Annotated in this window: 15 protein-coding genes; 13 read left to right on the top strand and 2 right to left on the bottom strand. The window is 61.8% G+C overall.

Annotation, left to right across the window (positions count from 1 at the left end; all coding sequences use genetic code 11):
* The first annotated feature begins 17 nt into the window (after positions 1–17).
* The 9 genes from mdcA (at position 18) to madM (ending at position 7,296) form a co-directional block, all read left to right on the top strand.
* A complete protein-coding gene (gene mdcA / locus NJC38_RS05370; protein ID WP_253111928.1) occupies positions 18–1,694 on the top strand; it encodes a malonate decarboxylase subunit alpha in 1,677 nt (558 codons plus the stop codon).
* On the top strand, positions 1,694–2,569 hold the full coding sequence (locus NJC38_RS05375; RefSeq protein WP_253111930.1) for a triphosphoribosyl-dephospho-CoA synthase: 876 nt from the start codon (positions 1,694–1,696) through the stop codon (positions 2,567–2,569). Before mdcA ends, NJC38_RS05375 begins: the two co-directional genes overlap by 1 nt.
* A gap of 2 nt (positions 2,570–2,571) precedes the next feature.
* Complete coding sequence (locus NJC38_RS05380; RefSeq protein ID WP_253111932.1) at positions 2,572–2,886, top strand: malonate decarboxylase subunit delta; 315 nt, start codon at positions 2,572–2,574, stop codon at positions 2,884–2,886.
* A complete protein-coding gene (locus tag NJC38_RS05385) occupies positions 2,879–3,730 on the top strand; it encodes a biotin-independent malonate decarboxylase subunit beta (RefSeq protein ID WP_253111935.1) in 852 nt (283 codons plus the stop codon). Before NJC38_RS05380 ends, NJC38_RS05385 begins: the two co-directional genes overlap by 8 nt.
* Positions 3,727–4,527 (top strand): biotin-independent malonate decarboxylase subunit gamma, encoded by an 801-nt coding sequence (mdcE, locus tag NJC38_RS05390; RefSeq protein WP_253111937.1) that lies wholly within the window; start codon positions 3,727–3,729, stop codon positions 4,525–4,527. Before NJC38_RS05385 ends, mdcE begins: the two co-directional genes overlap by 4 nt.
* Positions 4,521–5,132: a malonate decarboxylase holo-ACP synthase gene (locus NJC38_RS05395; RefSeq protein WP_253111939.1), complete on the top strand. Its 612-nt coding sequence runs from the start codon at positions 4,521–4,523 to the stop codon at positions 5,130–5,132. The genes mdcE and NJC38_RS05395 overlap by 7 nt, the downstream gene beginning before the upstream one ends.
* On the top strand, positions 5,129–6,049 hold the full coding sequence (gene mdcH, locus NJC38_RS05400; RefSeq protein WP_253111941.1) for a malonate decarboxylase subunit epsilon: 921 nt from the start codon (positions 5,129–5,131) through the stop codon (positions 6,047–6,049). The genes NJC38_RS05395 and mdcH overlap by 4 nt, the downstream gene beginning before the upstream one ends.
* A gap of 64 nt (positions 6,050–6,113) precedes the next feature.
* Positions 6,114–6,530 (top strand): malonate transporter subunit MadL, encoded by a 417-nt coding sequence (gene madL / locus NJC38_RS05405; RefSeq protein WP_253111943.1) that lies wholly within the window; start codon positions 6,114–6,116, stop codon positions 6,528–6,530.
* A gap of 1 nt (position 6,531) precedes the next feature.
* Positions 6,532–7,296: a malonate transporter subunit MadM gene (madM, locus tag NJC38_RS05410; RefSeq protein ID WP_045486003.1), complete on the top strand. Its 765-nt coding sequence runs from the start codon at positions 6,532–6,534 to the stop codon at positions 7,294–7,296.
* A 39-nt stretch (positions 7,297–7,335) separates the two neighbouring features.
* On the opposite strand, the gene NJC38_RS05415 is transcribed toward madM, so the two are convergent.
* Positions 7,336–8,259 carry a LysR substrate-binding domain-containing protein gene (locus NJC38_RS05415; RefSeq protein ID WP_045486005.1) on the bottom strand — a complete coding sequence of 308 codons (924 nt, stop codon included), beginning with the start codon at positions 8,257–8,259 and terminating at the stop codon, positions 7,336–7,338.
* A 127-nt stretch (positions 8,260–8,386) separates the two neighbouring features.
* On the opposite strand from NJC38_RS05415, the gene NJC38_RS05420 reads away from it, so the two are divergent.
* Entirely contained in the window at positions 8,387–9,001 is a 615-nt protein-coding gene (locus NJC38_RS05420; RefSeq protein WP_045486007.1) for a hemolysin III family protein, read from the top strand.
* Between the two features lie 426 nt (positions 9,002–9,427).
* Here NJC38_RS05420 and NJC38_RS05425 read toward each other — a convergent pair whose 3' ends face one another.
* Positions 9,428–10,399: an aliphatic sulfonate ABC transporter substrate-binding protein gene (locus tag NJC38_RS05425; protein ID WP_253111945.1), complete on the bottom strand. Its 972-nt coding sequence runs from the start codon at positions 10,397–10,399 to the stop codon at positions 9,428–9,430.
* Positions 10,400–10,782: 383 nt separating this feature from the next.
* Here NJC38_RS05425 and NJC38_RS05430 point away from each other — a divergent pair, with 383 nt between their 5' ends.
* The 3 genes from NJC38_RS05430 to NJC38_RS05440 all read left to right on the top strand — a co-directional run bounded on the left by NJC38_RS05430 (position 10,783) and on the right by NJC38_RS05440 (position 14,224).
* On the top strand, positions 10,783–12,132 hold the full coding sequence (locus NJC38_RS05430; protein ID WP_253111947.1) for an OprD family porin: 1,350 nt from the start codon (positions 10,783–10,785) through the stop codon (positions 12,130–12,132).
* A gap of 183 nt (positions 12,133–12,315) precedes the next feature.
* A complete protein-coding gene (locus NJC38_RS05435; protein ID WP_045486017.1) occupies positions 12,316–12,954 on the top strand; it encodes a peroxiredoxin in 639 nt (212 codons plus the stop codon).
* A gap of 304 nt (positions 12,955–13,258) precedes the next feature.
* Positions 13,259–14,224, top strand: a complete 966-nt coding sequence (locus tag NJC38_RS05440; protein ID WP_253111949.1) for a sulfonate ABC transporter substrate-binding protein — start codon at positions 13,259–13,261, stop codon at positions 14,222–14,224.
* Positions 14,225–14,249 lie beyond the last annotated feature (25 nt).

A 14,249-nucleotide genomic window follows, 5' to 3' on the forward strand; every position in this document is an offset into this window, starting at 1 on the left:
ATCATCGTGGAGTGACCATGACAACGATAATAAACCCCGACGCGCGCTGGTCGCGACGTCGCAGTGAAAAGCAGCGGCGTCTTGACCAGGTCAGGCCGTTGGCCGACGGTGTGGTCATTCCCACCGAGAATATTGTCGCCGCGTTGCAGGCGCTGCTGGTGCCTGGCGACCGGGTGGTGCTGGAGGGCAACAACCAGAAGCAGGCGGATTTTCTGTCTCGCTCGCTGGTCAAGGTTGACCCCGGCAAGATTCACGATCTGCACATGATCATGCCCAGTGTCGGCCGCGCCGAGCATCTGGACCTCTTCGAACGCGGCATCGCCCGCAAGCTGGACTTCTCCTTTGCTGGCACCCAGAGCCTGCGCATCAGCCAGTTGCTTGAAGACGGGCTGCTGGAAATCGGCGCCATCCATACGTACATCGAACTCTACGCCCGGCTGGTGGTGGACCTGATCCCCAACGTTGTGCTCTCGGCCGGCTTCAAGGCTGACCGTGCCGGTAACATCTACACCGGCCCCAGCACCGAAGACAGCCCGGCGCTGATCGAGCCGGCGGCGTTCAGTGACGGCATCGTCATCGTCCAGGTCAACGAGCTGGTGGATGATGTCAGCGACTTGCCACGGGTGGACATTCCGGCGTCCTGGGTCGATTTCGTGGTGGTGGCCGACCAGCCGTTTTACATCGAGCCGCTGTTCACCCGCGACCCGCGCCATATCAAGCCGGTCCATGTGCTGATGGCGATGATGGCCATCCGCGGCATCTACGAGAAACACAATGTTCAGTCGCTCAACCACGGCATCGGTTTCAACACCGCCGCCATCGAGCTGATTCTGCCCACCTACGGCGAGTCGTTGGGTCTGAAGGGCAAGATCTGCCGCAACTGGACCCTCAATCCGCACCCGACCCTGATTCCAGCCATCGAGAGCGGCTGGGTCGAGAGCGTGCATTGCTTCGGCACCGAGCTGGGTATGGAAAACTACATTGCGGCGCGCCCGGACGTGTTCTTCACCGGTCGTGACGGCTCGTTGCGTTCCAACCGGCAGATCTGCCAACTGGCCGGGCAGTACGCGGTAGACCTGTTCATCGGCGCGACCCTGCAGGTCGATGGCGACGGCCATTCGTCGACCGTGACCCGTGGCCGGCTGGCCGGTTTCGGTGGCGCGCCAAACATGGGCCACGACCCGCGTGGCCGTCGCCACGGCACCCCGGCCTGGCTGGATATGCGCACCGAACCCGGCGATGGCCCGGCGGCCTATCTGGAGCGCGGCAAGAAGCTGGTGGTGCAGATGGTCGAGACCTTCCAGGAAGGCGGCAAACCGACCTTCGTCGACACCCTCGATGCTGTGGAAGTGGCGAAAAAGAGCGGCATGCCGTTGGCGCCGATCATGATCTATGGCGATGACGTCACCCACCTGCTCACAGAAGAAGGCATCGCTTACCTGTACAAGGCCCGCAGCCTCGAAGAGCGCCGGGCGATGATCGCTGCGGTGGCCGGGGTAACCGCCATCGGTCTGCGTCATGACCCCAGGGAAACTGCACGCCTGCGCCGTGAAGGGTTGATCGCATTGCCGGAAGACCTGGGCATTCGCCGCACCGATGCCAGCCGCGAACTGCTCGCCGCCAAGAGCATCGCTGAGCTGGTCGAGTGGTCCGGTGGCCTGTACAACCCGCCTGCCAAATTCAGGAGCTGGTGATGAGCGCACTGCACTTACAACAGCCCTCGATTGGTCTGACCGAGCAGCTTGCCGACCTGGCCGTCGCAGCGCTGATCGACGAAGCCGAACTGTCACCCAAACCCGCGCTGGTCGACCGGCGCAGCAGTGGCGCGCACCACGACATGCACCTGGGGCTGATGCAGGCCTCGGCGCTGGCGCTGTGGCCGACCTTCGAGCAAATGGCCCAGGCGGCCATCGAACTGGGCGAAGTCGGCCAGCCATTGCGTGAAACCCTTGGCCAGCTGGGCCGTGAAGGCGAAACCGCGATGTTGCGCACCACCGGCGGGGTCAACACCCATCGCGGGGCAATCTGGGCGCTGGGCTTGCTGGTGGCAGCGGTGGCGCTGGCACCTGATGAGCTGTCACCGGCCGGGATCTGCCTGCGTGCGGCGCGGCTGGCGCTGATCGACGATCGGTGGGCCACCCCCCAGGCCAGCAATGGCCGCGAAGTGGCCCGGCGTTATGGCGTGCTCGGTGCCCGAGAACAGGCCCAGCAAGGTTTCCCGGCAGTCACTCAATATGGCCTGCCACAACTGCAGCGCAGCCGCGCCCAAGGCAGTGGCGAGCAGAACGCCCGGCTCGACGCGCTGCTGGCGATCATGACCACGCTGGGTGACACCTGTGTGCTGCACCGCGCCGGCCTTGAAGGTCTGCAAACCATGCAGCACGGCGCACAGCGGGTACTGGACGCCGGCGGTGGCGCCAGCCTGGCCGGGCGTCGAGCGCTGCAGGTGCTGGATCGCGAACTGGTTGGCTTGAACGCCTCGCCAGGCGGCGCCGCCGACCTGCTGGCCGCCTGTCTGTTTATCGATGGCCTGGAGCCTGCGCTCGGCCACGCATCGAGGAGTCTCTGAACATGGAAACCCTGTCTTTTGAATTCACCGCCGGGCAACCGCCGCGCGGGCGAGCACTGGTTGGTTGTGTCGGCTCTGGCGATCTTGAAGTGCTGATCGAGCCTGGCCAGCCGGGCAAGCTGACCATTCAGGTGGTGACTTCGGTCAATGGTGCCCAGCAGCGCTGGCAGCACCTGTTCCAGCGTATGTTCGAGGGCCAGACCCCGGCGGCGCTGAACATTGATATCCATGACTTTGGTGCCACCCCCGGTGTGGTGCGCCTGCGTCTGGAGCAAGGCTTCGAGGAGATGGGTGTTGAGGAGGTCGGCCATGACTGATACCGCGCGCTTGCTCAACCAGCACAGTTTCATCGAACTCGGTGCCCGGCAACGCGCCAGGGCACTGCTCGACGAGGGCAGCTTTCGTGAATTGATCGATCCTTTCCAGCGGGTGATCTCGCCGTGGCTCGCCCAGCAGGGCGTAGTGCCGCAGGCCGATGACGGGGTGGTGGTTGGCAAAGGCACCCTTGATGGTCGCCCGGTGGTGATTGCCGCCATCGAAGGTGCGTTTCAGGGCGGCAGCATGGGCGAGGTCGGCGGCGCGAAGATGGCCGGCGTGCTGGAGCTGGCGGCTGAAGACAACCGCAAGGGCATTCCGACCGCTGCTATCGTGCTGCTGGAAACCGGTGGCGTGCGCTTGCAGGAAGCCAACCTCGGGCTGGCGGCGATTGCCGAGATTCATGCGGCGATTGTCGACCTGCGCCAGTACCAGCCGGTCATCGGCGTGATCGCTGGCAGCGTTGGCTGCTTCGGCGGCATGTCGATCGCTGCCGGGCTGTGCAGTTACCTGCTGGTGACCCGCGAAGCACGGCTGGGCCTCAATGGCCCGCAGGTCATCGAACAGGAAGCCGGCATTGAGGAATACGATTCGCGCGACCGGCCCTTCATCTGGAGCCTGACCGGCGGCGAGCAACGCTTTGCCAGCAATCAGGTGGATGGCTTTGCCGCTGACGATACCGGCGCGATTCGCCAGCAGGTCGCCGGCTGGCTGGCGCAAGGTGTGCCTGCGCAGCATCGCAGCGGCCAGTACGCCGATTACCTGCAACGCCTGGCCGCGCTCGACAGCGAGCCGCAGATCGACCCGCAGACCGTGCGTAACCTCTATAAAGGAGCCCGCTCATGAGCGCTTCGCAACGTGGTGTTAACTGGTTCGCGGCCCTGAGTGGCGGTGCCCGACCGGTCGAGGGTCTACCTGCTTCGGTGCTGGCGGCCGACGGTCATTTGGGTGAGCAACCGGCCCGCTTTGTGGCAGTGGTGGCGGATGCCGACAACCGCTTTGTGCGCGCCCGTCAGGGCGAGGTCGGATTGCTGGAAGGCTGGGGGTTAGCCAAGGCAATCGATCAGGTCATCGAACTGGACCGAGAGCATGACACCAAGCGTGCGCTGATCGCGATCATCGACGTGCCCAGCCAGGCCTATGGCCGCCGTGAAGAAGCGCTGGGCATCCATCAGGCACTGGCCGGCGCCGTAGCCAGCTACGCCCGTGCCCGGCTGGCCGGCCATCCGGTGATCGGCTTGCTGGTCGGCAAGGCAATGTCCGGCGCATTTCTGGCCCACGGCTACCAGGCCAATCGGTTGATTGCCCTGCGCGACCCCGGCGTGATGGTACATGCGATGGGCAAGGCCTCGGCGGCGCGGGTCACCCTGCGCAGTGTCGAAGAGCTGGAAAAACTCGCCGCCAGCATCCCGCCGATGGCCTACGACATCGACAACTACGCCAGCCTCGGCCTGCTCTGGGAAACCCTCAGCGTGGAGCAAATCGAGCAGCCGCAAGAACAGGATCTGGCGGCGGTGCGGCAGGTGCTTAACGCTGCGGTTGAGGACGTGCGGCGCAGCGGACATGACCTGAGCGGCCGTTTGGGTGCCCGGCATCGTGCCGCGTCGGCCAAGGTCCGTCAGTTGCTGCGCGAGCAATGGTAATGAAGCTGTTGGCGCACGACCTGCTGTGGGGCATGCCGCTGCCTGCCGAGGCACCCGACTGGGTGTTTGAGGCGCTGGGCGATAACCCCCCGGTGGTGGTGCGCCGTGGGATTGTGGCCGCCGGTCAGGTGGCGGTGGGCATTCGTGGCCGGCGTCGTGAACAGCGCTATGCGGCAAGCATGCCGCAGGCCGCGATTACCCGGCGGCTCAGCCCGGAGCAATTGATCGATGTACAAGGCACGCATGACTGGCCGGCGTTGCAGGCGCTGGCGCAGCTGCGGCCGCTGTTGCAGGCCAGCGGGCTGGTCTGGGGCGTGGCGGGCAGTGCCGGTCATGAACTGGCCAGCGGCATTGCCGCGCTGCATGCAGGCAGCGATCTGGACCTGATCATCCGCACACCGGTGCCGGTCAGTCGGCAATGGGCGGCAGACCTTGTCGCGGCACTGGACAACGCCGTGTGCCGGGTCGACGTGCAGTTGCAATTGCCGGCCGGCGGCCTGGCGTTGCGCGAATGGGCCGGCAGTGCAAGGCAGGTGTTGCTCAAGACCGATCAGGGCGCGCAGTTGCTCAGCGATCCCTGGCAACCCTCGCAGGCGTGTGCATGAGCAGCCTGTGGGTGTTTCCCGGTCAGGGTGCGCAGCAGCCCGGCATGCTCCATCGCCTGCCCGATGAGGGCGTGGTGCGCGAGACCTTGCAGCAGGCCAGTGGCGTACTCGGCGAGGACATCCTGGCCCTGGACAGCGAAGCGATGTTGCGCGGCACTCGTGCCGTGCAGTTGTGCCTGTTGATTGCCGGGGTGGCCGCAGCGCGTTTGCTGCAACAGCGGGGCGCCATGCCAACGTTCGTCGCCGGGCTGTCGATCGGTGCTTACCCGGCGGCGGTGATCGCCGGTGCGCTGGATTTTGATGACGCGCTGCGGCTGGTCGCGCTGCGTGGCGAGCTGATGAACAACGCTTATCCGCAGGGCTACGGCATGACCGTGATTCTGGGCCTTGCCCAGCATCAGGTCGAAGCATTGCTGAGCCAGGCCGACGGCCCTGTGTACCTGGCCAATATCAACGCCGAACGGCAGATGGTGATCGCTGGCAGCGATGCAGCGATGCAACAGGTCGCGGCACTGGCCAAGGCTGCGGGGGCCAGTGGCACACGGCGTCTGGCGGTCAGCGTGCCGTCGCACTGCGCACTGCTCGACGCGCCGGCCCGCGAACTGGCCGAGGCGTTCAGCCGCGTCGACCTGCGCCCGCCGCAGGTTCGCTACCTGAGCGCTACCACTGCGCGGCCGGTGGTTCAGCCCGAACGGCTGCGTGACGAGCTGGCGTTCAACATGTGCCGGGTCATCGACTGGCACAGCACGGTCGAAACCGCCCACGAGCGTGGTGTGACGCTGCAGATTGAAATGCCTCCCGGAACGGTACTGACCGGTCTGGGCCGCAAGGTTCTGCAACACGCAACGGTGGTCGCCTTCGATGGCGCACGCCTGGACAGCCTGGTCGCACTTTCACAGGAGGTGAATCGCTCATAAGAACGAGTGCAGCTGCTTCGAAGGACAAAAACAACAACTTCAGCAATGCAAGTGAGGAACGACAATGATTATTTACGGTGTGGCATTACTGGCTGGCTGTACCCTCGCGGGGGTGGTGATCGGTGACATGCTCGGCGCGCTGCTGGGCGTCAAATCCAATGTAGGCGGGGTGGGGATCGCCATGATCCTGTTGATCTGCGCCCGGCTGTGGATGGACAAGAACGGCGGCATGAGCAAAGGCTGTGAGATGGGCGTCGGCTTCTGGGGCGCGATGTACATTCCGGTGGTGGTCGCCATGGCGGCGCAACAGAACGTTGTCACCGCCCTCAAGGGCGGCCCGGTCGCGGTGCTGGCGGCCATCGGTTCGGTGGTGTTGTGCGGCCTCACCATTGCCTTGATCAGCCGTACCAACCGCGGCGAGCCACTGCCTGCCGAAGAGCCGCCAGTGGTCGTCGCTGCCACACCGGCAGGAGGACGCTGACATGGAAGCGCTTATTGAAAAAGCCCTGGAACACAATGGCCTGATCACCGCCTTCGCGTTTGTCGGGATCATCATGTGGGTGTCGGTGATCATCTCCAATCGGCTGACCTTTGGCCGCGTACATGGGTCGGCGATTGCGATTGTCATTGGCCTGGTCCTGGCCTGGGTCGGCGGCACCCTGACCGGCGGCCAGAAAGGCCTGGCGGATCTGGCGCTGTTCTCCGGTATCGGCCTGATGGGCGGCGCCATGCTGCGCGATTTCGCCATCGTTGCCACAGCCTTCGAGGTGCAGGCCACCGAAGCGCGCAAGGCCGGCATGATCGGCGCTGTGGCGCTGCTGTTGGGCACCATTCTGCCGTTCATTGTCGGTGCCTGTGTGGCCTGGCTGTTCGGTTATCGCGATGCGGTGAGCATGACCACCATTGGTGCGGGCGCGGTGACCTACATCGTTGGCCCGGTGACTGGTGCGGCGCTGGGCGCAAGCTCGGATGTGATGGCGCTGTCCATCGCCACCGGGTTGATCAAGGCCATTGTGGTGATGGTCAGCACGCCCATGGCGGCGCGCTGGATGGGCCTGGACAACCCACGCTCGGCGATGGTGTTCGGCGGCCTGGCCGGCACCGTCAGCGGCGTGACCGCAGGCTTGGCCGCCACTGACCGGCGCCTGGTGCCCTATGGCGCGCTGACCGCAACCTTCCACACCGGGCTGGGCTGCCTGCTCGGGCCATCGCTGTTGTACTTTGCGGTGCGTGGGTTGGTGGGTTAACCGCAGGTCTGCTGGCAGCGCGATGCGCTGTCAGGTTCTTCAGGATGATGCCGATGCCCGGCTCGCATACATCCGGCACTCGGCAACCAGGGCCAGCAGGTTCGGGTCGCGTTCGCGGGATTTCAGGAACACCACGCCGATGTCCTGCTGCATGCGGTAACGCGCCTGCAGCGGGATCAGCTTCACCCGGTTTTCATACACGGCGGCGATCCGCCCTGGCAGCAGGGCGTAACCGACGCCGGAGCTGACCATGCTCAGCAGGGTGAAGATATCGTTGACCTGCATTGCCACCTTGGGCTCGAAGCCGGCCTGCTGGAACACCCGCACGCCGTCGCGGTGGGTGGCAAAACCCTGGGTCAGGGTGATGAAGGTTTCTTCGCGCAGGTCGCTCAGGTCCACTTCGGGGTAATGCGCAAAAGCCGAGTCGATGGGCACGGCGAGAAAGATATCGTCGGAAAACAGCGCCAGGTGATCGCAGTCCGGGTCGTTGATGTTGTTATCCAGCGACACCAGCATCGCGTCGACTTCCATGTTCTTGAGCTTGTACAACAGGTCCATGTTCGAGCCCAGCACCAGGTCGATGTTCAGCTCGCTGCGGCGCAGCTTCAGGCCCATGATCAGTTGCGGCACCGTACGCACGGTCAGCGAGTACAGCGCCCCCAAGCGAAAACGTGCGGCCGAAAAGCCGGCGGCCTGGCGGGTCAGTTCCACCGCACTGACCACATCCTGAATCAGCTTCTGGGCGTGTTCTTCCAGCACGTAGGCGCTTTCCAGGGGGGTCAGGTTGCGGCCTTCATGCTTGAACAGCGGGCAGCGCAGGGCACTTTCCAGTGAGTGAATGGCGCGGTGCACACTGACATTGCTGGTCTGCAGCTCGGCGGCGGCGCGGCTGAGGTTGCCGGTGCGCATGAACGCCAGAAAGGTTTCCAGTTTCTTGAGGGTCAGTTCGTCATCGATCTGCATGGCGGGCGCTCGGGGTGGGCGTGGTGACGATTGTGCCCGAGGCGCTGTGCAAAATCCGTAAGTCGATGGTCTGAGCTTTGGCTCTTGCAGCCAGAATTCTCATCACCGGACAAAGGTCGGAGTGCCGATGTACTACGGAGAAAAATTCAACGCCTGGTCTCATCTGGTCGGTGCCGTGCTGGCCTGCGTGGGTGCCATCTGGCTGCTGGTACTGGCCAGCCTGCAGCACGATGTATGGAAAATCGTCAGCGTCGCGGTTTACGGCGTATGCCTGGTCGGGCTGTACAGCGCCTCGACCGTGTACCACAGCGTGCGCGGGCGGGCGAAGCAGATCATGCGCAAGGTCGATCACTTCTCGATCTACCTGATGATCGCTGGCAGCTACACGCCATTCTGTCTGGTGAGCCTGCGCGGCCCGTGGGGCTGGAGCCTGTTTGGCGTGGTCTGGGGGCTGGCGCTGATCGGTATCCTGCAGGAAATCAAACCGCGCTCCGAAGCGCGGATTCTCTCGGTGGTGATCTACGCGCTGATGGGCTGGATCGTGCTGGTGGCGGCCAAACCATTACTGGCGGCGCTGGGCAGTGCCGGGTTCTTCTGGCTGGCCGGCGGCGGCGTGCTGTACACCGTCGGCATTCTGTTCTTCGCCTTTGACCACATTCGCCACTGGCACGGTATCTGGCACCTGTTCGTGATTGGCGGCAGCCTGATGCACTTTGTGGCGATCTGGTTTTATGTGCTTTAGGGCTGATGTGGCCCGTCCTGCTGGTGAAGACGGCGGTACATCCACAACAGATGTAGGGCTTATACCGGCCTCTTCACGACCAAGGTCGTTCCCACCCGGATTCTGATCTGAAATGAGGTGGGAACGAGCTCGCTCGTGAAGGCGGCGGTGCATTCACAGCAGATGTAGGGCTTATACCGGCCTCTTCACGACCAAGGTCGTTCCAAGGTCGTTCCCACCCGGATTCTGATCTGAAATGAGGTGGGAACGAGCTTGCTCGTGAAGGCGGCGGTGCATTCACAACAGATATAGGGCTCATACCGGCCCTTTCACGACCAAGGTCGTTCCCACCCGGACTCTGATCTGAAATAAGGTGGGAACGAGCTTGCTCGTGAAAGGGCCCGGTCAGGCAAAACACATCCAGCTGTGAAAAGGCCAAGCCTGCCTTCAGGGCTTCCACACCTGCACATCTGCGGCATCGACTTTGGCGGGTAACAAGCCGGCCTCGAAGAAGGTGTCAGCGATGCGCTGCTGCTCATCGAGCTTGTCGGCTTCTACCGGCAGGATTTGATAGGTACGGCGCTGGTTGGCGGCCTCCACGGTGGCTACGTCCAGGTTGCCCCACAGCGGGCCAAGCAGTTTTGCGGCCTCGCCGGGGTGCGCCTTGACCCATTGACCGGTCTTTTGCAATTCGTTGAACACGGTCTTGAGCACCGGCTGATGTTTAATGGCATAGGCCTGGGTGGTCAGGTAATAGCGCTGGTACTGGGCCAGACCCTTGCCATCGGCCAGGGTGCGAGTCGGCAACTGGCGCTGCACGCCGCTGAGGAAGGGTTCCCAGGTGACCCAGGCGTCGACCTTGCGGTTCTCGAACGCTGCACGCCCGTCAGCGGGCGTCAGGTAAGCCGGTTCGATATCACTGAACTTCAAGCCAGCGCTTTGCAGCGCGGCGATCAGCAGGTAATGGCTGCCAGCCGCCTTGGTCACCGCCACCTTGCGGCCTTTGAGGTCGGCCAGGCTGCTGAGCTTCGAATCCTTGTGCACCACGATGGCCTGGGCCGAAGGCGAGGGCGCCTCACGGGCAAAGTAGGTCAGGCGGGCACCGGCGGCCTGGGCGAACACCGGTACGGTGTCGGCGACATCAGCGCTCAGGTCGATATTGCCGACGTTCAGCGATTCGAGCAGGGGCAGGCCGCTGGGAAACTCATGCCACGACACGCTGATGCCCTGTTTGTTCAGTTCCCGCTCCAGGGTGCCTTGGGTTTTGAGCACCGCAATCAGCGTGGATGACTTCTGAAAGCCGATGCGCAATTTTTCTTCGGCGTGTGCGGCGCTGGTGCAGGCCAGTGCGGTGGCAACTGTCACAATTGCTGCTAAGTGTCGGGCAAGTGCCCGTTTTACAAGGACTTTTAGTTGCATGGCGAAAAGCTTCCGGAAAAAGTTTCGTGGCGGGAGGTACGATTTCCGGTTGTCCGGTGACCGCAAACTAAAGGATCTGACGAACGGTAATAAAATATTTTTTAGTCATTAGCTTATTTGCTGGATACACTCCGTGTCGGTCTGTTTGACATGGGAAGTCACATATAGCAAAAAGGTATAACAGGTTGCCAAATTGTTCCTTTTTGTTTTAGTGTGATTTCACTACCGTGCAGCGACCGAAACACGCGGTCTAGTCAATTAGTCGTGAGGCACCCGTAAGAGATTGACCTGAAGGTCAACATCGGCGTGAATCCCGCGACCGTGGTTGCAGCATCTGTTGCTGGCCATGGAATACAAAAATTAGATTCACGAGGAGCGAAGTAATGAAGAAGTCCACCCTGGCCCTGGCCGTCACCCTGGGCGTTCTGGCCCAACAGGCCGGCGCTGCCGGTTTCATCGAAGACAGCAAGGCGTCCGTGAGTTCCCGGACCCTGTACTTCAAGAACGACTGGCGTGAAAGCACTGCCCACGACCATCAGGAAACTGCAACCGGTCTGAAGTTTGACTACAGCTCGGGCTTCACTCAGGGCACCGTAGGTTTCGGTCTCGACGCTCAGGCGTTGGTCGGTGTTCACCTGGACGGCGGTCGTGGCTACCGCTCGGCAGCCACCAACGGCGCTATCACGCCTAGCGACCGTGACGGTTCGGCTGTCAGCGAGTGGACTCGTGCCGGCGCTAACGTCAAGGCTCGCTTCTCCAAGACCGAGCTGAAACTCGGTAACGCCCTGGCTCCAAACCTGCCAATCCTGGTCACCAACGACGGTCGCCTGCTGCCACAAGCCTTTGAAGGCGGCATCCTGACCTCCAAGGACCTGGACGGCGTGACCTTCACTGCCGGTCAACTGACCAAGAGCATTGGCCGTGCCTCGTCGAACTGGACTGACCTGTCGGTCAGTGGCGCTAGCAAAGGTAGCGACGAGTTCCGTTTCGCCGGTGCTGACTGGAAAGTCACCAAAGACCTGACCCTGCAGTACTACTTCGCCAACCTGGAAGACTTCTACAAGCAGCACTTCCTGGGTCTGGTACACGTTTACCCGATCTCCGAAGGCCAGTCGTTCAAAACCGACCTGCGTTACTTCGACAGCAGCTCTGACGGTAACAACAGCAACCGTACCGCTGGCTACACCTTCAACAACAACGGCGGTTACGCCAAGAATGCAGGCGAGGTCGACAACAAGACCTGGTCGGCGATGTTCACCTACTCGCTGGGTGGCCACGCATTCATGGTCGGCCACCAGCAAGTGGGCGATGACGGTGGTTTCGTCTCGCTGAACCAAGGTTCGATCACTGACGGCCGTGGCCGTGCCGAAGGCAACGGTGGCGGCAGCTTCTACCTGTTCACCGACTCGATGGCTAACGGTTTCATCCGTGCTGGCGAGAACACCACTTTCGGTCAGTACTCCTATGACTTCGCCAAGGCCGGTATCCCGGGCCTGAAGGCTTCGATTGCCTACCTGCATGGCGATGACATCAAAGGTACTGGTGCCAATGCCGGTCGTGAGTTCTCCGAGTGGGAACGCGACATGCGTGTTGACTACGTGATCCAGAGCGGTCCGTTGAAAGGCTTCGGCACTACCGTACGTCACGCTTCGTTCCGTAGCGAAACCGGCCTGAACACCACTGACACTGATCAGACTCGTGTGATCTTCAACTACACCTACAACTTCATGTAAGTGTGTTGAACGCCGTTTAAAAGAACCCCGCCTTGTGCGGGGTTCTTTTTGCCTGTTTTTTAATATTTCTTTTTGATCTATTTAAATCAATATCTATTCTTTTTAATTTTCAACAGAACAGTGCACAGTGGACTCATAACCCAACAGCACCCAACGCCCACCTGCTTAACAAGGAGCTACACCATGACACTGCGACTTGGCGATATCGCCCCTGACTTCGAACAGGACTCCAGTGAAGGCCGTATTCGTTTCCATGAATGGCTGGGCAATAGCTGGGGCATTCTGTTCTCTCACCCGGCGGACTTCACCCCGGTGTGCACCACCGAGCTGGGCCTTACCGCCAAGCTCAAAGACGAATTCACCAAGCGCGGGGTCAAGGCCATTGCCCTGTCGGTGGACCCGGTCGACTCCCACGTGAAGTGGATCGATGATATCAACACCACCCAGAACACCCTGGTCAATTTCCCGATCCTGGCGGACGCCGATCGCAAGGTCTCGGACCTGTACGACCTGATTCACCCCAATGCCAGTGACACCCTGACCGTACGTTCGCTGTTCATCATCGACCCGAACAAAAAGGTGCGTCTGATCATCACCTACCCGGCCAGTACCGGGCGCAACTTCAATGAAATCCTGCGGGTGGTCGACTCTCTGCAACTGACCGACAACCACAAGGTGGCCACCCCGGCCAACTGGGTGGACGGTGATGACGTGGTCATCGTGCCGTCGCTCAAGGACGAGGAAGAAATCAAGCAACGTTTCCCCAAAGGCTACAAGGCCGTCACGCCCTACCTGCGTCTGACGCCACAACCGAATCGCTGATGGTTGCCTTTCGCGGCGATCCGTTTCGGCCGCGAAACAGAATTCATATCCTCTCGTAGGAGCGGCTTCAGCCGCGATACAGAATCCACATCCTCTTGTAGGAGCGGCTTCAGCCGCGAAACAGAATCCATATCCTCCCTGAGTGGGGTTTTTTCGGGCCGACATTGTCGGCCCTTTTTTTGGCGTATGAAAAATATCCCTCATATTCAATTAAGAAATAACCAAATGAAAAAATGAGATTTATAGATATAAAAAACAACTGGTAATGTCACTCCACTTAACCCGCACAACAACGGAGAGCGCCATGCGCACCACCTTCTTGCGTCAAAGCCTGGCCGCTCTTGTTGCTGCCGCCCTGAGCCTCGGTGTTCTCACCCAGGCGCAAGCTGAAGACTTGCGTATCGGTTATCAGAAGTACGGCACTCTGGTGCTGCTCAAGGCCAAGGGCTCGCTGGAGAAGCGGCTGGCCGAGCAGGGCGTCAAAGTGCAGTGGACCGAGTTCCCCGGTGGCCCGCAGTTGCTCGAAGGCCTCAACGTGGGTTCCATCGACTTCGGCGTGACCGGTGAGACGCCACCGGTGTTCGCCCAAGCGGCCGGTGCCGACCTGCTGTACGTGGCCTACGAGCCGCCGGCGCCGACCAGCGAAGCGATCCTGGTGCCCAAAGGCTCACCGATTACTTCGGTCAAGGAGCTCAAGGGCAAGAAGGTCGCCCTCAACAAAGGCTCCAACGTGCATTACCTGCTGGTTCGGGCGCTTGAAGAAGCTGGCCTGAAATACAGCGACATCCAGACCGTGTTTCTGCCGCCCGCCGATGCCCGCGCCGCCTTTGAGCGTGGCAGCGTCGATGCCTGGGTAATCTGGGACCCGTACCAGGCCGCTGCCGAACAGCAATTGCAGGCACGCACCCTGAAGGACGGCACCGGCATCGTCGATAACCACCAGTTCTACCTGGCGACCAAGCCTTACGCGCAGAAAAACCCGAAGATCATCCAGGCGCTGGTCGAAGAAGTGCGGGCGGTCGGTGAGTGGTCCCAGGCCAACCCTGAAGAGGTGACCAAACAGGTCGCACCGCTGCTCGGCCTGCCGGCTGATATCACCCTGACCTCCGTGAAACGCCAAGGCTACGGCGCGCATTTCATCACCCCGCAGGTGGTCGAGGCGCAACAGAAAATCGCTGACAGCTTCCACCAGCTCAAGCTGATCCCCAAACCATTGAGCATCAAAGATGTGATCTGGACACCTCCTGCCGCTGTTGCCAAAGCACAGTGATTTTCAGGCCTTTCGAGGAGACAAC

The organism is Pseudomonas sp. 21LCFQ010, from assembly GCF_024129905.1.
Classification (GTDB): Bacteria; Pseudomonadota; Gammaproteobacteria; order Pseudomonadales; family Pseudomonadaceae; genus Aquipseudomonas.

Bases quoted from the DNA above. Each gene is read 5' to 3' on its own strand.
- NJC38_RS05435 (WP_045486017.1), top strand. From the start codon at position 12,316: ATGACACTGCGACTTGGCGATATCGCCCCTGACTTCGAACAGGACTCC.
- madM (WP_045486003.1), top strand. From the start codon at position 6,532: ATGGAAGCGCTTATTGAAAAAGCCCTGGAACACAATGGCCTGATCACC.
- NJC38_RS05375 (WP_253111930.1), top strand. From the start codon at position 1,694: ATGAGCGCACTGCACTTACAACAGCCCTCGATTGGTCTGACCGAGCAG.
- mdcA (WP_253111928.1), top strand. From the start codon at position 18: ATGACAACGATAATAAACCCCGACGCGCGCTGGTCGCGACGTCGCAGT.
- NJC38_RS05415 (WP_045486005.1), bottom strand. From the start codon at position 8,259: ATGCAGATCGATGACGAACTGACCCTCAAGAAACTGGAAACCTTTCTG.
- NJC38_RS05440 (WP_253111949.1), top strand. From the start codon at position 13,259: ATGCGCACCACCTTCTTGCGTCAAAGCCTGGCCGCTCTTGTTGCTGCC.
- NJC38_RS05380 (WP_253111932.1), top strand. From the start codon at position 2,572: ATGGAAACCCTGTCTTTTGAATTCACCGCCGGGCAACCGCCGCGCGGG.
- NJC38_RS05395 (WP_253111939.1), top strand. From the start codon at position 4,521: ATGGTAATGAAGCTGTTGGCGCACGACCTGCTGTGGGGCATGCCGCTG.
- NJC38_RS05420 (WP_045486007.1), top strand. From the start codon at position 8,387: ATGTACTACGGAGAAAAATTCAACGCCTGGTCTCATCTGGTCGGTGCC.
- madL (WP_253111943.1), top strand. From the start codon at position 6,114: ATGATTATTTACGGTGTGGCATTACTGGCTGGCTGTACCCTCGCGGGG.
- NJC38_RS05385 (WP_253111935.1), top strand. From the start codon at position 2,879: ATGACTGATACCGCGCGCTTGCTCAACCAGCACAGTTTCATCGAACTC.
- mdcH (WP_253111941.1), top strand. From the start codon at position 5,129: ATGAGCAGCCTGTGGGTGTTTCCCGGTCAGGGTGCGCAGCAGCCCGGC.
- NJC38_RS05425 (WP_253111945.1), bottom strand. From the start codon at position 10,399: ATGCAACTAAAAGTCCTTGTAAAACGGGCACTTGCCCGACACTTAGCA.
- mdcE (WP_253111937.1), top strand. From the start codon at position 3,727: ATGAGCGCTTCGCAACGTGGTGTTAACTGGTTCGCGGCCCTGAGTGGC.
- NJC38_RS05430 (WP_253111947.1), top strand. From the start codon at position 10,783: ATGAAGAAGTCCACCCTGGCCCTGGCCGTCACCCTGGGCGTTCTGGCC.